Genomic DNA, 16,513 nt, shown 5'->3' with positions numbered 1-16,513 from the left:
CCCCGCGCCCTGGCATAGATTCGGCACTGTGACAGTGGCAAGACAGCAGGTAACGCAAGCCCGCAGGATCGTCGTCAAGGTCGGCTCGTCCTCGCTGACCACGGCATCGGGAGGGCTCGACGCCGACCGCGTCGACGCCCTGGTCGACGTGCTGGCCAAGGTCCGCAGCGGCGGCGAGAGAGAGATAGTGCTGGTCTCCTCCGGCGCCATCGCCGCCGGTCTCGCACCGCTGGGCCTGGCCCGCCGCCCCAAGGACCTGGCCCGCCAGCAGGCGGCCGCCAGTGTCGGCCAGGGCCTGCTGGTCGCCCGCTACACCGCCTCCTTCGCCCGCTACGGCGTACGCGTCGGCCAGGTGCTCCTCACCACCGACGACACCAGCCGCCGCGCCCACTACCGCAACGCCTACCGGACCCTGGACCAGCTGCTCGACATGGGCGCCGTCCCGGTCGTCAACGAGAACGACACCGTCGCCACGGACGAGATCCGCTTCGGCGACAACGACCGGCTCGCCGCCCTCGTCGCCCATCTCGTACGCGCCGATCTGCTCGTCCTCCTGTCCGACGTCGACGGGCTGTACGACGGGGATCCGGCCAGGCCCGGCACATCGCGGATCGACGAGGTGCGCGGCCCGGAGGACATCGCACACGTCCAGATCGGCAGCGCGGGCAAGGCAGGCGTCGGTACCGGCGGCATGGTCACCAAGGTCGAGGCCGCCAGGATCGCCGCGGCGGCGGGCGTCCCCGTCGTCCTCACCTCGGCCGTACGCGCGGCCGACGCCCTCGCGGGCCGCGCCACCGGCACGTACTTCCACAGCACCGGACGCCGCTCGGCCGACCGGCTCCTCTGGCTCGCCCACGCCTCGACCCCGCAGGGCGCACTGACCCTCGACGACGGCGCGGTACGGGCGGTGGTGCAGGGGAGGAAGTCGCTTCTGCCCGCCGGGATCGCCGCCGTCGAGGGTGAGTTCAGCGCGGGCGACCCGGTCGAGCTGCGCGACACCGCGGGCCGGGCCGTGGCCCGCGGGCTCGTCAACTTCGACGCCAAGGAAATCCCGCAGCTGCTCGGCCGCTCGACCCGGGAACTCGCCGAGGAGCTCGGCCCGGCGTACGAGCGTGAAGTCGTACACAGGGACGATCTGGTCGTCCTGCACCCCTGAATCGGCTGAAAGTCCCGTCTTCTCTCGGAGACCTTCACCAAAAGCGCCCCACATCCCGTCCGGGACTGGTCAACTTTGTTGCGGAGGCATGGCGGGGACATCAGGACGACACATACAACAGGAGGCCGCCGGTGAGACGAGCGCGCCCAGGGGATGTGCCCCGAGGGCCGGGGGGCTTCCCCCACGCCCGGAGGGCCGTGGGCGAGGAACGAGCCCTGACCAGCGTCGGAGCGGGCGCCGACTTCGACGACGGCGCGGAGAGCCGGGAGAGTGCGAAGGAGACGGACACCCACGGCGAGGACCGTGTGCAGTCCAAGCTGTGGCACATCACGCTCAGCGTCTCCGGAGCCGAAGCCCCGCTCAAGGAGGTCCGCCGCGGTCTGGAACAGCTCGCGCACGACCATCCCTTCCTGCTGACCAGCCGGTACGCCAACGACCACGCGGAGATCCGCTACTGGGAGGAGGCGCGGGACCTGCACGACGCCGCGGCCGTGGCGCTGCGGCTGTGGGGCGAGCACCGCTCCAGCGCCCAGCTGCCGCCGTGGGAGATCGTGGGCCTGGAGGTCATCGACCGCCAGACCTACCACCTGCGCATCGCGGAGGGGTACGGTCCGCCGCCGGCCGCCCCGGTGGGCGTACATCCCTTCTGAGGCTTGCGTCTCGCAGTTCGGGACAGCCGACGACGCCCGCCGGGAGCCCCCGCAAAGCGCAGTACCCTGCGGTCATGACGACGTCCTCGCCGCTTTCGCCCTACGACAACCTCTCGCCCGTCGCCCGGGCCGCCTACCGGGCCCGTGGCGCCGCCGCCGACCTTGCCCCGCTGCCGCGCTCGGCGAAGGACGACGCGCTGCTGGCGATCGCGGACGCCCTCGAGGTCCGTACGAGCGAGATCGTCGCGGCCAACGCCGAGGACATCGCACGGGCCAGGGAGGCGGGCACCAGCGAGTCGATCATCGACCGGCTCACCCTGACCCCCGAGCGGGTGCGGGCGATCGCCGCCGACGTGCGGGACGTGGCCGCGCTGCCCGACCCGGTAGGCGAGGTGGTCCGCGGCTCGACCCTGCCCAACGGCATCGACCTGCGCCAGGTGCGCGTCCCCCTCGGCGTCGTCGGCATCATCTACGAGGCCCGTCCCAACGTCACCGTGGACGCCGCCGCGCTCTGCCTGAAGTCCGGCAACGCGGTCCTGCTGCGCGGCTCCTCCTCCGCCTACGCCTCCAACAGCGCCCTGGTGAAGGTCCTGCGCGACGCGGTGGGCGGCTCGGGCCTGCCCGCCGACGCGGTGCAGCTCGTGCCCGGTGAAAGCCGCGATTCCGTACGGGAGTTGATGCGCGCCCGCGGCCTGGTGGACGTGCTCATCCCGCGCGGCGGCGCCTCCCTGATCCGTACGGTCGTCGAGGAGTCCACCGTCCCCGTCATCGAGACCGGCACCGGCAACTGCCATGTGTACGTGGACGCGCAGACCGACATCGACATGGCCGTCGACATCCTGATCAACTCCAAGGCGCAGCGGCCGAGCGTCTGCAATGCCGCCGAGACCCTCCTGGTCCACCAGGACATCGCGGCCGAGTTCCTGCCGCGCGCGCTCGACGCCCTGGCCGAGGCCGGGGTGACCGTGCACGGCGACGAGCGGGTGCTGGAGTACGGCGACGCCACCAAGGCCACCGTCGTGGCTGCTACGGCCGAGGACTGGGAGACGGAGTACCTCTCCTACGACATCGCCGCCGCCGTCGTCGACTCGCTGGACTCGGCCGTCGCCCACATCCGGCTCTGGTCCTCGGGGCACACCGAGGCGATCGTCACCACCTCGCAGGCCGCGGCCCGCCGGTTCACCCAATTGGTGGACTCCACGACGGTCGCGGTGAACGCATCCACGCGTTTCACCGACGGTGGCCAGTTCGGATTCGGCGCCGAGATCGGGATCTCCACGCAGAAGCTGCACGCACGAGGTCCGATGGGCCTTCCGGAGCTGACCTCGACGAAGTACATCGTGACAGGAGACGGTCACACCCGGTGACTGTCGGGCGGGTCACCCGAGCGGGCAGAATTCGGACTCCGCCTGCCCAAAGTGACCGCCCAGGTTTACTCTGAAGGCGTGCCGGACGACGTGGGGGGCAGGCCGTTCCCGGACGGCTGGGAGCCCGACGACGACCGCGGGGGCGCGGACGAGGACTTCGCCTCCGTGGTGTTCGACGAGGATTTCGTGCGTGCAGCCGAGATCCATGAGCCGACCGCCGTCGAGCGGCTTCTGGCTGCCGCCGAGGCCCGCGCCGAAGCCGACGCCTCCCGAGCCGGATCCCGCGGCGGAGCGCCCGACGACGAGCTCTACGACGACGGCTACGGCCCCGGTCTGTACGGCCGCGAGCGGGCATACGACGACGATGACGACGGCCTGGACTTCGACGACGAGTACACCGGACCGTACGGCCGTCACGGCGGCGCTCTGCGCCCCTACCGCGGCAGCGCCCGCTGGCACCGCCCCGTGGCCTGGATCCTGGCCCTGCTGATGGGCATCGGCATGGTCGCCCTCGCCTTCACGGCCGTCTACCGCGGAGCCTCGGGCAACCGCCAGGACCAGGTGCCGCCGCCCGCCACGACCGGCGTCGACGCCACCCCCACCGGCGGCCCGGCCGCCGACCGGGTGGGCGGGCCCTCCGCCTCCGCGGAGTACTCCGCGCCACCGGTTTCGGCGGATCCGCGCACCCCGTGATCACCCCCTGAGCACCCTTGGACAAGCCCCTGATCAGGGGCTGTGCGCCCGCTTGACAAACTGCGTGAGAACTCGTCAGACATTGTCGTGTACCAGCGCGTTTACCGGGGCCCCGGCGGACCTACCCTGAAAGTATGGCTGGGCGCGGAGACCCGCCCGAGGGGACACCCGAGGGACTCCCCGGCGGTGAGGACGAGTACCGATCCGTCGTCTTCGACGAATCGTTTGTACGGGCTGCGCGGCTTCAGGAATTCTCCGCGCAGGAACGGATGGGCGAGCACGCGCGCGCTGTGCGCAGCCTTCCCGCGTGGAGCCGCAGGACGGGCTCCAAGCAGGTCCTGGTGCTCGTCCTGCTCGTCGCGATGGCCTTCGGAACCGCGATCTACCTCGGCATCCGCCACCCCTACCAGACACCGGCCATCAAGCAGGCCGAACCGCTGCGCATCACCATGATCCCGCTCGCCCCGCAGCGCCCCGTCCCGGGCGGCACCCCCGCCGAGCTCTACGCTCACAGCCCCGCCGCGAACTTCCGCCTCGGAGCCTCGGGCATCAATCTGCCCGGCGCCCGGCGCACCAAGAACTTCTCCGAGAGCCAGGTCATGACGGCCCTGACCACGGCGAAGGACTACCTCGTGGAGTCCTCGCTCGACCCCGACGTCCTCACGGGCGGCGCGGTGCGGCCGGTGCGGGTGCTGCTCGACCCGGACCAGCTGGAGCAGTTCGACCGGAGCATCGCCACGCCGGCCGCGGACGGCCGCCATGCCGCCACGGGCTGGCTGGTCCGCTTCGACCCGGCGAAGGTGGCGCTCGCGGACACGCACGTGCGGGTGCAGGGCACGCTGCGCTTCGCCGAGGCGGGGCCCGACGCCCTGGAGGTGACGTCGGACCACACCTTCGCCTATGCGCTGCGGCCGGTCGGCGTGAGCGGGCCCGGGGCGAACCAGGCCTCACTGTTCACCGTCCGCCGCGAGCTGCACTTCCGCTTCGACCGGGACGACCTGCACCAGCACCGCGCGGAGCTGCTGGTCAGCTACATCCAGGCCGGTCCGCAGGCCTGCTCGGCGGACGCCTCCGGAACCCTGCGTCCGCTGCTCGCCGGCGAGCGGGCGACCGCGGACGGCCCGGCCGGCACGGACCCGTATGCGACGGGCCAGGCCACCGCGGCACTCTGCGGCTCCCTGTCACCAGGCGCGCAGCCCTCGCCGTAACGGACGGGCGGGCGGTATGGGCGGTACGGGGCGTCGGGCGGGCGGCCGCCGACGGCCGCCCGCGCCGCCTGGCCAACGACGGCCGCCTGACCGTCTGGCCGACGACGGCCGCCCGCGCCGCCTGGCCAACGACGGCCGCCTGACCGTCTGGCCGACGACGGCCGCCCGCGCCGCCTGGCCAACGACGGCCGCCTGACCGTCTGGCCGACGACGGCCGCCCGCGCCGCCTGGCCAACGACGGCCGCCTGACCGTCTGGCCGACGACGGCCGCCCGCGCCGCCTGGCCAACGACGGCCGCCTGACCGTCTGGCCGACGACGGCCGCTTGGCCGCCTGCCCGACGACGCCCGGTTGGGCCGTTCCCCGTGCTCAGCTGCCGCCCTGACCGCCTCCGCCCCCGGTCTCAGGCGCCGGACCGCTGCCGTCGCCGTTGCCGCTGCTCTTCGTGCCGCCGGAGCCCGAGCCGCCGGCCGCCCCCGCGGCGGTGAACTTGTCCCGCAGCTTGCCGCCCAGGTCGCCCGCGCCGCCGGCTATGTCGCCGACCAGCTTCATCAGCGGATCCTTGCTGGTGCGCACGGTGTCCGCGTAGTGCGATGCGGACTCGCGGAAGGAGTCGGACACCGATGCGTCCTTGTCCTCCGTACGCCGCGGGTAGTGGCCGTCCATGATCCGCTGGTAGTCGCGGCTCGCGGCCCACTTCTTGAGCTCGGCCGCGCGCACCGTGGTGAACGGGTGCGAGCGGGGCAGCACATTGAGGATCTTCAGGACCGAGTCGCGCAGGTCGCCGCCCGCCTCGTACTCCTCGGCCTGCTCCAGGAACGCGTCGACATTCATCTCGTGCAGATGGTTGCCACCGGCGATCTTCATCAGGCCGCGCATCGACGCCTGGAGGTCCTGGCCGACCAGCAGTCCGGCGCGGTCCGCCGAGAGCTCCGACTTGCGGAACCACTCGCGCAGCGCGGTGACGATGGCCATGATCGCCACATTGCCGAGCGGGATCCACGCGATCTTCAGCGCGAGGTTGGTGAGGAACAGCAGGATCGTGCGGTAGACGGAGTGGCCGGAGAGGGCGTGGCCCACCTCGTGCCCCACGACCGCCCGCATCTCCTCCTCGTCGAGCAGCTCCACCAGTCCGGTGGTGACGACGATGATCGGCTCGTCCAGGCCGATGCACATGGCATTGGGCCGCGGGTCCTGCGTGACGTACATCGAGGGGACCTTCTCCAGGTCCAGGATGTAGCAGGCGTCCCGCAGCATGGTGTTGAGATGGGCGAACTGAGCGTCGCTCACCCGCACCGAGTCGGAGAGGAAGAGCAGCCGCAGGCTGCGCTCGGGCAGCAGGCCGCTCAACGCCTTGAAGACGGTGTCGAAGCCGCTGAGTTTGCGCAGCGCGACCAGCGCCGAGCGGTCCGCGGGATGTTCGTACGCCCGTGAGGAGATGCCGGCGAAGCGCTTGCGCTGCCTGCTCGGCACGTTCTCGTGGCTGCTTTCGGTCATTCAAGCCCCCTGTTGCGCCTGTTGGTGCGTCTTATGGCTCGTCCCCCTGACGGACCCCAGCGTAGGTGCTGCGGCTACGGCGTGGCGGGGGCTGTGGATAACTGAGGAGCACGCCCGGCATCGCTTGCCGGAGCGGGCCCCTCCCGCCTTTTCCTGCTGCGCGGATACCGCGGAAACGGCACCGACGAGCAGGACAACGACTGAGTCGGCGTGAGCGTGCCCGGGCGCCCCGCATACGATGTGCGCGAAGTCTCTCCGCTCCGTCGGAGGCGTCCGATTCCTGAGCTCCGACTCCCGATCGATAGGTCCTGCTGAAGATGAGCCTCACCAGCACCGCCGCCAGCCTGGTCACCCTCGCCGAAGGCGCCGAGCACGGTGGCAACCACGAAAGCCTCAGCCCGTACGTCACCGGTGGCGGCGCGCTCTTCGCGCTCCTCCTGCTGCTGTGGATCACCACGCGCTTCAACCGCGACCGCTGAGTCCGCGGCCGGCGAGTGGGGGCCGTTCTGCGGTGCCAGTAGGCTCTGCACGCATGGGAGAGCAGGAAGTGCCTACCGGTTCCGGTTCCGGCAAGCGCCGACTCGGTGTGATGGGCGGGACGTTCGACCCGATCCACCACGGACACCTGGTGGCCGCCAGTGAGGTGGCCGCCCTGTTCCACCTGGACGAGGTGGTGTTCGTGCCGACCGGGCAGCCGTGGCAGAAGACCCACAAGGCCGTGTCGCCGGCCGAGGACCGGTATCTGATGACGGTCATCGCGACCGCGTCAAACCCGCAGTTTTCGGTCAGCCGCATCGACATCGACCGCGGCGGGCCGACGTACACGATCGATACGCTGCGGGACTTGCGCTCCCTGAACAAGAACGCGGATCTTTTCTTCATCACCGGAGCCGACGCCCTTTCCCAGATCCTCGGCTGGCGGGACGCCGAAGAGCTGTTCTCGCTCGCCCACTTCATCGGTGTGACCCGGCCGGGGCACGATCTGACGGACGACGGGCTGCCCGAGGGCGGTGTCTCCCTTGTGGAGGTTCCGGCGCTGGCGATCTCCTCGACCGATTGCCGTGCGAGGGTGGCGCAGGGCGATCCGGTCTGGTACCTGGTGCCGGACGGCGTGGTGCGCTACATCGACAAGCGCCAGTTGTACCGCGGCGAGTGAGCCACGGAGAGGGGCACCTGTGAACGACCAGCAGAGCCACCCGTACGACCCGTACTACCAACAGCCGCAGATCATCGGCTACGACGAGTACGGGCAGCCGGTCTATCAGCAGCCCCAGCCGTACGACCCCTACGCGCAGCAGCAACAGCAGCACCCTCAGCAACAACAGGCTCCCGGCCAGGGATACGGCTACGACCCGTACGCACAGCAGCAACAGCAGGCGCCGCAGCCGCAGGCCGACCAGTCCCAGCAGTACGACCCGTACGGCCGTCCGCAATCTCAGCAGGGCCAGGCCCCGGGGTACGGCTACGACGGCTACGGCTATGACACCGGTCAGCAGCCCGCCGTCGACACCACCGGGCAGTGGAACATCCCGCAGCAGCCCCCCGCCCCGCCCGCGCAGGCGCCCAGGCAGGAGCGGGAGCAGCCCGCGGTGCCCGGCCAGCGCAGGCCCGCGCCCGATCGTGACTACCGCACCGAGCAGTTCTCCTTCATCGAGGAGCCGGACGAGGACTCCGAAGACGTCATCGACTGGCTGAAGTTCAGCGAGAGCCGCTCCGAGCGGCGCGAGGAGGCCAAGCGCCGCGGTCGCAACCGCGTCGTCGCTCTGTTCGTCGTCCTGGCGCTGGCTCTCGCCGGCGGCGTCGGCTACCTCTGGTACGCGGGCAAGCTGCCCGGTCTCGGGGACGCCGAGAAGAAGAACAACACGGCCGCCGGACCGCAGAAGCGGGACGTGATCGTGGTCCATCTGCACAACACCAAGAAGAAGGGCACCTCCACGGCCCTTCTCGTCGACAACGCCACCACCAAGCAGGGCACCACGGTTCTGCTCCCCAACGCCCTCTCCGTCGCGAACGACGACGGCACCGCCACCACACTCGGCAAGTCGGTCGATGACGACGGCTCGACGGGCACCCGCGAGTCGATCGGCACCCTCCTGGGCGCCAAGATCACCGGCACCTGGCGGCTCGACACCCCGTACCTGGAGAACCTCGTCGAGCTGGTCGGCACCATCGACCTGACCACCGACACCGCGGTGCCCGGCGCCAAGAAGGGCGAGGCGCCGCTGGTGAAGAAGGGCGAGAACCAGACGCTCAACGGTCGCGCGGCCGTCGCCTACGCCACCTACCTCGGGCCCGGCGAGGCCGAGGCGAAGCAGCTCCAGCGCTTCGGCCAGGTCATGCAGGGCGTCCTGAAGAAGTTCCCCGACGACCCGAAGTCCGCGACCGTCACCGTGGAGACGCTGGCGCAGATCCTCGACCCCTCGCTGCGTGAGAGCGATCTGGGCGCGTCGCTGGCCAAGCTCGCCGAGCACGCGAAGGGCGGCGACTACAAGACCGCGCTGGTGCCGGTCCAGCAGGACGGCACGCTCACCGAGCAGGCCGCCAGCAGTGTGGTCAAGGACATCCTGGGCGGCTCGGTCACCGCGCCGGACAAGGACGCAGCCCTCCGGGTGGGCATCAAGAACGCCACCGGGAACAAGGGCGCCACCGAGAAGGCCCGGATCGACCTGGTCAACGCCGGTTACGCGGTCCTCGACAACGGCAAGGCGGACACCGAGTCCACCTCGAAGATCACCTACGGCGACGAGGCGCAGAAGGCCAAGGCCGTCGAGGTCGCCAAGACCCTGGGCCTTGCGACGAGCGCGGTCAAGAAGGGCGCCGGCGCCCCCAACGCCGATGTCTCCGTCGTCCTCGGCAAGGACTACAAGTCCGGGAGCTCGTCCAGCGACGGATGATCAAGGTTTAATAATCCCGGCAAGGGGTGTCGGTGGTCCGTGAGACCCTTGAGGGGTACCTGACCGCCGACGAAAGCCTGCTTGTGACCGCCACGGATCGCTCCATCGAGCTCGTCAACACCGCCGCTCAGGCGGCTGCCGACCGGCTCGCGCACGACATCATCGCCTACGACGTCAGCGACGTGCTGTCGATCACCGACGCCTTCCTGCTCGCCTCAGCGCCCAACGACCGCCAGGTCAAGTCGATCGTCGACGAGATCGAGGAGCGGCTCAACAAGGAGCTCGGCGCCAAGCCGGTGCGCCGCGAGGGGGACCGCGACGCCCGCTGGATCCTGCTCGACTACGTCGACATCGTCGTGCATGTCCAGCACAGCGAAGAGCGTGTCTTCTACGCCCTGGAGCGACTGTGGAAGGACTGCCCCGAGCTGCCCCTCCCCGAGGACGCGCTGAAGACCCGCGGCAAGGCCGAGGAGCACGCTCGGCTCACCGGTGACCCGGACGGTGAGCTGAGCTGAACGGCAGAGACACCGGAAACAATCGCGGCGCGGGGCGCCGTGTCGTCCTCTGGCGGCACGGCCAGACCTCGTGGAACCTTCAGCGCCGCTTCCAGGGCTCCACGGACATCGCCCTGACCGATGCGGGCGCTGCCCAGGCGCGCCGGGCAGCCCGGCTGCTCGCCTCTCTCAGGCCCCACGCGATCGTCGCCTCCGATCTGAAGCGGGCGGCGGCCACGGCCGGCGAGCTGGCCGGGATCACGGGGCTCGACGTCTCCTACGACTCGGCCCTGCGCGAGACCTACGCGGGCGCCTGGCAGGGCCTGACCCACGACGAGATCGTCGAGCGGTACGGCGAGCAGTACGCCGCATGGAAGCGCGGTGAGCCAGTGCGCAGGGGCGGCGGTGAGCTGGAGACGGAGGTCGCCGACCGAGCCGCTCCTGTGGTGCTGCACCACGTCGAGAAGCTCCCCGAGGACGGCACGCTCGTCGTGGTCAGCCACGGCGGCACGATCCGTACCACCATCGGCCGGCTGCTCGGCCTGGAGTCCCACCACTGGGAGAGCCTCGGCGGCCTCTCCAACTGCTGCTGGTCGGTGCTCGGCCAGGGCGCGCGCGGCTGGCGGCTGCTGGAACACAACGCCGGCACGCTGCCGGAACCGGTCCTCGGCGACGACGACTGACCGGCTCCGGGCCCGGCATTCGGCCCCGTGACCCCGGATTTCACTTTCCGGCAGGTCGCAGGCTAAAGTTCTTCTTGTTCGCAGCGCGGAGCGCGAAGAACACGCGGGGCTATAGCTCAGTTGGTAGAGCGCCTGCATGGCATGCAGGAGGTCAGGAGTTCAATTCTCCTTAGCTCCACAATCCGGATCCCGTCCTCACCAGAGGGCGGGATCTCGCGTTTCCCGGCCGTCATCGTGCCCGTCATCCGGTTCGTCGTCCGCCGGTTTGTCGTCTCCGGTTCGCCAGCGGCCGCGGCGGTCGCGCAGCGCCTCGAGCCGCTGTCGGCTCTCCTCGTCGTTCGGGGTGTAGGCGACGATCCGGCACTCCGGCACCCTGTTCGAGCCAGGTGTACCAGGTGACACCGACGCCGGAGAGCTGGGCGACCTCCTCGCGGCGCAGCCCCGGGGTGCGCCGCCGCAGCCCGGGCGGCATGCCCACGTCGGCGGGCGTCACCCGCGCCCGGCGGCTGCGCAGAAACGCGGCGAGCTCGGGTCTGCGGCGGTGGTGTGTCGCCGCGCCCGTGGTGTTCGTCGTCGCCGTCATCGTGGTCACGAACTCGACGCGTCCGGCGCCGGGTTGCAGCTGGTCATCGCCGGCTACACCATCTCGTACGCCGTGCTCATTACCGGCGCGCGGCTCGGCGATCGGCTCGGACACCGACGGGCCTATCTGGGCGGGCTGTTGCTCTTCACCGCCGCCTCGCTCGCTGCGGACTCGCCGTGGACACCGGCCAGTTGATCGCCTTCCGGCTGGTCCAGGGCGCGGGCGCGGCGCTGATGATTCCCCAGGTGCTCAGCCTGATCCAGCGGAACTTCACCGGCGAGGGACGGGTGCGGGCGCTCGGCGCGTACTCGGCGGTTCTGGCCACCGGAGCTGCCGCCGGGCAGGTCGTGGGCGGTGTACTGGTCAGTGCCGACCTCCTCGGCGCGAGCTGGCGGCCGGTCTTCCTGGTGAACGTTCCGATCGGCCTCGCACTGCTCGTCCTGGGCGCGCGGATACTGCCCAGGGACCGGCGCGAGGAGCCCGAGCGCGCCCGCGGCCTCGACCTGCCCGGTCTGGTGCTGCTCGCAGCCGCTGTGTCGCTGTTAACCGTGCCGCTGGTGCTCGGGCAGGAGCAGGGCTGGCCCGCATGGTCCTGGCTCTCTCTCGCCGCCTCCGTGGCGTTCTTCGGCGCCTTCCTCGCGTACGAGTCACGGCTGGCCGCGCGTGGCGGCGCACCGCTGGTCGCGCCGCGCGTTCTGCGCATCCCCGGCATGGGCCGCGCGGTGCTCCGGATCACCTTGGTCATGGCGGTGAACGCGGGCTTCCTCTTCACCCTCACCCTGCCTGTCCAGGGTGGTCTCGGCCACAGTGCGCTGCGCGCGGGGCTGATGTTCGCGCCGACCGCGGTGATCTTCGGAGCGGTCGGGCTGACCTGGCGGCGCCGGCCCGCCGGCCTGCACTAGGCGCTGGTCCCGGGCGGGTTCGCGCTGACCGCCCTCGCCTGTCTCGCGGTCGGTCTGACGCTGCGGGACGGAAGCGACGGCGGGCTGTGGCTGTACGGCGCCTTCATGGGCGTCGAGCCGGTCTGGCGCTCGCCTACAGCCCCACGCTCACCGGCGCGCTCGCGACCGTACGACAGGAGGATGCCGCGGACGCCAGTGGGCTGCTCGTGACGATCGCGCAGCTCGGACAGCTGATCGGAGTTGCCGCATTCGGCACACTCTTCCTGAATCGGCAGACAGTACCCGGGGCGCAGGGGCCGGCTGATGCGCTGTGGGTGTGCGCGCTCGCGCTCGCCGCGGCTTCGATCTTGGGTTCGGTGGCCGGTCTGGTACGCAAACGCCGCTGACCCTCTTGCGTGGCCATGGCAGAATCGGACGGCCGGAGGGGACACCGGCCAGAACGGGAGGGAGAGCACGATGTCCGCCAGCGGGAGCGAGGAGGCCGAGGATGACCTGCTTGCCGCGGCGGAAGCACGCGCTCGTCTCAGCTGCCCGTCCTGTGGTTCGGCGCATGTCGCCCAAGTCCTCGGCGACAATGGCGGAGTGTCCTACGTGTGCACGGCCTGCGGCCACAGCTGGAGCTGAATGATGGGTGCACACAGGCGTAAATGCGACTGGTGCGGCAGTGGTACGCCCATCGTCCGGGACATGGACCCGATCAATCCCGAGTACCAGTACTGGTGCGAGGAGTGCGCGCGGGCGCTGATCATAAAAGGCGACCCCATCGAGACGTACAGAGAGCTCGAAGGGGAGCCGATCTACGGGCGGCTGCTGGACGAGCACTGCACCCTGAAGAGGTTCTACTCCTTCGCCACGGCGTGACAGGGACGGCTCGCGCCGTCGGCGGTGTCCCCTCTGAGCGTCCGTGTGAGGCCCGGAAACGATTTGGTGAAGCACCGGGGGGACCGTGTAATGTTGTCGACGTCGCCGCGGGGGAAGCCTTCCAGCAGGGCGGCACATCGCAAGGGGCTATAGCTCAGTTGGTAGAGCGCCTGCATGGCATGCAGGAGGTCAGGAGTTCAATTCTCCTTAGCTCCACAGAAGCAGTACAGATCGAGCAGTACACATGCAGTACGCATAAGGAAGCGGGCCACCCGGATCGGGTGGCCCGCTTCCTTATGTCCCGTCAGTCCCGTCAACCCCGGCCGCTGCCAAGGGCCTTGCGGTTGCCGCCGGGCAGTTCCCGTCGGCCGGAGGGCGCGGGGGCCCGCTCGGCGGGCATCTGCTCGATACGCATCGCCAGTGCGGGACAGCGGCGTACGGCCCGCTGAGCGCGCCCCTGAAGGTGCATGGGAACGACCGCGTCGGCCACCGAGGGGTAGCCGTCGGGGTTGAGCCGGATCAGCTCCGGGATGATGTCCGCGCAGAGCCCGTGGCCCTGGCAGAGCGTCCAGTCGATGAAGACCTTCTCGCCGCTCGGAATCGACTCTTCCGCCTCCTCGTAGCCGGGCAGCGGGAGCGGCAGCACGCCGGTCGTCTCGCGTCCGCAGCCGCCGTGGAGCACATGGGCGGCGAGATCGTCGGTGAAGGCGGACAGGGTCGAGGCGAAGAAGCGGGCCGAGCCGTCGGGGTGCTTGCACGCGCCCCGGCCCTTCACGGCCTGGGTCACCTCGCGCAGCGCCTCCAGGGCGGCCGGTCCACCGCCGTTGATGACATCGGACAGACCGCCGGCCGCGGCGGGCAGGCCCAGCTTGCAGGGGCCGCACTGCCCGGCCGTCTCGGCGGCGAGCCAGTTGGCCACCCTCAGCGCCTCACCCAGCGGGCAGGTCTCGGGGCCGATCGGGAGGATCGCTCCCGCGCCCAGCGAGCCGCCGACGGAGGCCAGGGACTCTCTCGAGACGAGCGATTCATGGACGGCGACCGAGTCGATCCAGTTGCCGTGGTAGCCGCCGGTCAGCACGCCCTGGGGGAGCGGCGGGGCGCCCGCCAGCTGGAGCACGTACCGCAGCGGCACACCCGTGGGGACTTCGACGACCATCGGGCGCGCCACCGCCCCGGAGATCGTCAGCATGACCGTGCCCGGCTCGGTGTCCAGGCCGGTGTGGCTGTAGCGGCGTGAGCCGATGCGGGCGCCGATGGCGAGCTGCGCGAACGTCTCCGCGTTCGACAGCAGGGTCGGCGCGCCGCCGACGCCCGTGTCGGAAGCGCGCTCACGGCGGCCCGGCGGCAGGGCGGGGCCGCCGTTGACGGCACGGATCACGGAGGAGGCCTCGCCGGAGACCATGCGCTCCGGGGTGCGCACCACCCGCGCGCGCAGCTGCTGCCCGCGCCGGTCGGACAGGCCGCGCTCGGCGAGCGCGGCGCGCATGGAGATCTCCGTGGAGTTGCGGGTGACCGCGACGACCAGAGTGCGCGCGCCGAGCGCCTCGGCGGCGAGCAGCGCGCCGTCGAGGATCAGATGGGGGGCGCGGTTGAGCAGGACGGTGTCCTTGCGGCAGGCGGGCTCGCCCTCACTGCCGTTGATCACGACGACGGGCCGCACCCCGCGCCGGATGGCGGACTTCGCAACCGCTCTGAGTTTCTGTCCGAATGGGAAGCCGGCGCCGCCGCGGCCGCGCAGGGATATCTCCTCGGCGAGCTGGGCGAGCCGCTCGCCGGTCATGGGTTCAAGAGGGCCGTGCACCTTGAGATGCATGGGGAGGTCGAGTCGTTCGACAAGGTCGAACCCCTGCGTCAGCTGGGGAAGGCCGACGACTCGGACCTCGGGGACATCAGGAAGGGGGGTGTTCACGGTCGGTCTCCTGCGGGCGCGTTCCAGGGCTCTCCCGCCGGAGGCGGAAAGAGGGGTCCAGGCATTGGCGCTGTGTCTTCGTAGCCACCGGCAGTGCCGGATTGGTACGGGGAGGGGGGTTCTTCGTACGGGGACGAGGGATCGTAAGCGGACGGTGTCTCGTACGAGGCTGTGCCGTACGAGGGGGAGGGAGGTGCTTCGTACACCGGAGGGGGCTCGTACGCCGAAGGAGCGGGGGGCTCGGACGGCTCCGGCAGGAAGGCCTGCGCGGGGGGCGGGGGCGACGGGGCCGGCCACAGGCCCGGCATGGGGCCCGACTCCGGGACGACGGGGATCTCCTCGGTCATCGGGATGCGCTCGGCCAGCGGGGCCGCCTGGTCGCCCGCAAGGGACACCGCACGATACGCGGCGGAGATCCCGGTGCCGGGGCCCATGCCGCCGCCCGCGGTCCTCTCGGCGGGGGTTTCCGCGATCGGGGGCGGCGGGGCTTCGTAGAGCTGGGGCGAGGGGGCGGCGAGCCGGCGGGGCTGCGCGCGCGACTGGCCGAGGGGGCCGCCGAGCGGGGTCTCGCGCTGGAACTCGGCCTCGTACGGGCGCTGCGAGGGGATGCCGTTCATGCCGTTGAGTCCGGCCGGTGCGGTCACTCCGCTCGCACCGGGGAGCGGGGAGGCGTTCAGATCGCGCCGTTCCCACTCCTCCGCGCCCTGTCTGTCGGCGGCCGAGCCGATCAGGGAAAGGATCTTGGCGGCGAGGCGGCGCTTCACAGGTTGCGGCAGCATCCGTATGGCGACGGCAGCGGCGACGGCGGTGAGCGTCAGGCAGTACATGGTGATCACCCACGTCGCGGCCGGCCGACCGGTGTACAGCCCGTGCACAAGGGCGAAGCACCAGGCCGGGTAGGCCAGCATGTGGAGCGGACGCCAGCGGCCCGCCACCTTGACGTTGGCCGCGAGGGCGCTGCGCAGCGCGCCGGTCGTGGCGGCCACCACCATCAGGAACCCGGCGAGCGAGCCGAAGCCGATCAGGCTGGACGTCCCGGTGACGCCGAGTCCGAACGGGACCAGGGCGCCGATGAGTTCGACATGGCCCAGCGACACCTTCACGGTGGCGTGCAGCAGCAGGAAGCCGAGCGAGGCGATCGCGGTGCTCCGGTGGATGCCCTGGGCGAGGAGGCGGTGGCGTGTGGAGAGCAGCAGCCGGTCGGTGGCGATCAGGCCCCACGCCACGGATGCGGTGAGGGACACCAGGGACAGGACCCCGGTCGTGAAGTCCAGCGCTGCGCGGAAACTGTCGCTCCCGCCGACGGCGAGCAGGGGTATGAGTACCAACGCCGCAGCGGTCAGGCCGCCTTGGACCTGGCGACTGAGCCCGGGGCCCGGCGCTGGCGAAGAACGGCTTTTGCGATGAGGGTTCATGGGGCGACTCCGAATGGTGCGGGAAATGCGGTCCCGTTGACGCATGCTAGGTCGACCCATACCAAGTGGTCTGAGGTTTCGGCGTTTAGAGAGCGGAACCACAGTCAACTGACTCTGGGGTTGCCCCGGATAAGCCCGATACGCGGAGTAACTTGAGTGCCTTGAGGTATTGGCCTATGCCAATCGGGGGTGCTCCGGGGCG

General features: G+C 70.8%; 15 protein-coding genes, 2 tRNA genes and 2 pseudogenes. 15 read left to right on the top strand and 4 right to left on the bottom strand.

The window, feature by feature from the left end; translation table 11 throughout:
• Positions 1 to 28: 28 nt before the first annotated feature.
• From proB to OG741_RS14090, 5 genes are all read left to right on the top strand, one after another.
• Complete coding sequence (gene proB / locus OG741_RS14110) at positions 29 to 1,156, top strand: glutamate 5-kinase (protein ID WP_405597630.1); 1,128 nt, start codon at positions 29 to 31, stop codon at positions 1,154 to 1,156.
• A 131-nt stretch (positions 1,157 to 1,287) separates the two neighbouring features.
• Complete coding sequence (locus tag OG741_RS14105; RefSeq protein WP_405597628.1) at positions 1,288 to 1,806, top strand: hypothetical protein; 519 nt, start codon at positions 1,288 to 1,290, stop codon at positions 1,804 to 1,806.
• Positions 1,807 to 1,880: 74 nt separating this feature from the next.
• Entirely contained in the window at positions 1,881 to 3,173 is a 1,293-nt protein-coding gene (locus OG741_RS14100; protein WP_361914144.1) for a glutamate-5-semialdehyde dehydrogenase, read from the top strand.
• A gap of 78 nt (positions 3,174 to 3,251) precedes the next feature.
• The gene (locus tag OG741_RS14095) at positions 3,252 to 3,866 is read left to right on the top strand and encodes a hypothetical protein (protein ID WP_405597625.1); all 615 of its coding nucleotides are present in this window, start codon (positions 3,252 to 3,254) and stop codon (positions 3,864 to 3,866) included.
• 134 nt (positions 3,867 to 4,000) lie between these two features.
• Positions 4,001 to 5,074, top strand: a complete 1,074-nt coding sequence (locus OG741_RS14090) for a hypothetical protein (protein WP_405597622.1) — start codon at positions 4,001 to 4,003, stop codon at positions 5,072 to 5,074.
• A gap of 368 nt (positions 5,075 to 5,442) precedes the next feature.
• On the opposite strand, the gene OG741_RS14085 is transcribed toward OG741_RS14090, so the two are convergent.
• Positions 5,443 to 6,570, bottom strand: a complete 1,128-nt coding sequence (locus tag OG741_RS14085) for a M48 family metallopeptidase (protein ID WP_405597620.1) — start codon at positions 6,568 to 6,570, stop codon at positions 5,443 to 5,445.
• Between the two features lie 317 nt (positions 6,571 to 6,887).
• Between OG741_RS14085 and OG741_RS14080 the strand changes: the two genes are divergently transcribed.
• The 6 genes from OG741_RS14080 to OG741_RS14055 all read left to right on the top strand — a co-directional run bounded on the left by OG741_RS14080 (position 6,888) and on the right by OG741_RS14055 (position 10,819).
• Complete coding sequence (locus tag OG741_RS14080; RefSeq protein WP_405597618.1) at positions 6,888 to 7,049, top strand: hypothetical protein; 162 nt, start codon at positions 6,888 to 6,890, stop codon at positions 7,047 to 7,049.
• Positions 7,050 to 7,102: 53 nt separating this feature from the next.
• Positions 7,103 to 7,726, top strand: coding sequence for a nicotinate-nucleotide adenylyltransferase (nadD, locus tag OG741_RS14075; RefSeq protein ID WP_142217123.1), 624 nt, complete (start codon positions 7,103 to 7,105; stop codon positions 7,724 to 7,726).
• Positions 7,727 to 7,745: 19 nt separating this feature from the next.
• Positions 7,746 to 9,464, top strand: coding sequence for an LCP family protein (locus tag OG741_RS14070; RefSeq protein ID WP_405597617.1), 1,719 nt, complete (start codon positions 7,746 to 7,748; stop codon positions 9,462 to 9,464).
• An 83-nt stretch (positions 9,465 to 9,547) separates the two neighbouring features.
• Positions 9,548 to 9,979 carry a ribosome silencing factor gene (rsfS, locus tag OG741_RS14065; RefSeq protein ID WP_266478842.1) on the top strand — a complete coding sequence of 144 codons (432 nt, stop codon included), beginning with the start codon at positions 9,548 to 9,550 and terminating at the stop codon, positions 9,977 to 9,979.
• Entirely contained in the window at positions 9,976 to 10,641 is a 666-nt protein-coding gene (locus OG741_RS14060; RefSeq protein WP_405605552.1) for a histidine phosphatase family protein, read from the top strand. The genes rsfS and OG741_RS14060 overlap by 4 nt, the downstream gene beginning before the upstream one ends.
• Positions 10,642 to 10,746: 105 nt before the next feature.
• Positions 10,747 to 10,819: transfer RNA gene (locus OG741_RS14055), tRNA-Ala, on the top strand.
• Between the two features lie 192 nt (positions 10,820 to 11,011).
• Here OG741_RS14055 and OG741_RS14050 read toward each other — a convergent pair.
• Positions 11,012 to 11,224: pseudogene (locus tag OG741_RS14050) on the bottom strand (helix-turn-helix domain-containing protein); the annotation flags it as partial.
• Between OG741_RS14050 and OG741_RS14045 the strand changes: the two are divergent.
• The 4 genes and pseudogenes from OG741_RS14045 to OG741_RS14030 all read left to right on the top strand — a co-directional run bounded on the left by OG741_RS14045 (position 11,183) and on the right by OG741_RS14030 (position 13,203).
• A pseudogene (locus OG741_RS14045) lies at positions 11,183 to 12,512 on the top strand (MFS transporter). The pseudogenes OG741_RS14050 and OG741_RS14045 sit on opposite strands and share 42 nt — an antisense overlap.
• A 70-nt stretch (positions 12,513 to 12,582) precedes the next feature.
• The gene (locus tag OG741_RS14040) at positions 12,583 to 12,750 is read left to right on the top strand and encodes a hypothetical protein (RefSeq protein WP_324980570.1); all 168 of its coding nucleotides are present in this window, start codon (positions 12,583 to 12,585) and stop codon (positions 12,748 to 12,750) included.
• Between the two features lie 3 nt (positions 12,751 to 12,753).
• Positions 12,754 to 12,987 (top strand): hypothetical protein, encoded by a 234-nt coding sequence (locus tag OG741_RS14035; protein ID WP_040916346.1) that lies wholly within the window; start codon positions 12,754 to 12,756, stop codon positions 12,985 to 12,987.
• 143 nt (positions 12,988 to 13,130) lie between these two features.
• Positions 13,131 to 13,203 (top strand) — tRNA-Ala (locus OG741_RS14030).
• 97 nt (positions 13,204 to 13,300) lie between these two features.
• On the opposite strand, the gene OG741_RS14025 is transcribed toward OG741_RS14030, so the two are convergent.
• Positions 13,301 to 14,896 carry an NADH-quinone oxidoreductase subunit NuoF family protein gene (locus tag OG741_RS14025; RefSeq protein WP_266476450.1) on the bottom strand — a complete coding sequence of 532 codons (1,596 nt, stop codon included), beginning with the start codon at positions 14,894 to 14,896 and terminating at the stop codon, positions 13,301 to 13,303.
• The gene (locus tag OG741_RS14020; RefSeq protein WP_405597614.1) at positions 14,893 to 16,311 is read right to left on the bottom strand and encodes a hypothetical protein; all 1,419 of its coding nucleotides are present in this window, start codon (positions 16,309 to 16,311) and stop codon (positions 14,893 to 14,895) included. The genes OG741_RS14025 and OG741_RS14020 overlap by 4 nt, the downstream gene beginning before the upstream one ends.
• Positions 16,312 to 16,513 lie beyond the last annotated feature (202 nt).

This window comes from Streptomyces sp. NBC_01410, assembly GCF_045040195.1.
Lineage (GTDB): Bacteria > Actinomycetota > Actinomycetes > Streptomycetales > Streptomycetaceae > Streptomyces.
Note: the sequence above shows the minus strand (reverse complement) of the source record. Positions and strands in the feature narration are given on the sequence as shown.

Excerpts from the sequence above, each read along its gene's own strand:
- OG741_RS14100 (WP_361914144.1), top strand. The coding sequence starts at position 1,881 with ATGACGACGTCCTCGCCGCTTTCGCCCTACGACAACCTCTCGCCCGTC.
- OG741_RS14090 (WP_405597622.1), top strand. The coding sequence starts at position 4,001 with ATGGCTGGGCGCGGAGACCCGCCCGAGGGGACACCCGAGGGACTCCCC.
- OG741_RS14085 (WP_405597620.1), bottom strand. The coding sequence starts at position 6,570 with ATGACCGAAAGCAGCCACGAGAACGTGCCGAGCAGGCAGCGCAAGCGC.
- OG741_RS14080 (WP_405597618.1), top strand. The coding sequence starts at position 6,888 with ATGAGCCTCACCAGCACCGCCGCCAGCCTGGTCACCCTCGCCGAAGGC.
- nadD (WP_142217123.1), top strand. The coding sequence starts at position 7,103 with ATGGGAGAGCAGGAAGTGCCTACCGGTTCCGGTTCCGGCAAGCGCCGA.
- OG741_RS14040 (WP_324980570.1), top strand. The coding sequence starts at position 12,583 with ATGTCCGCCAGCGGGAGCGAGGAGGCCGAGGATGACCTGCTTGCCGCG.
- OG741_RS14035 (WP_040916346.1), top strand. The coding sequence starts at position 12,754 with ATGGGTGCACACAGGCGTAAATGCGACTGGTGCGGCAGTGGTACGCCC.
- OG741_RS14020 (WP_405597614.1), bottom strand. The coding sequence starts at position 16,311 with ATGAACCCTCATCGCAAAAGCCGTTCTTCGCCAGCGCCGGGCCCCGGG.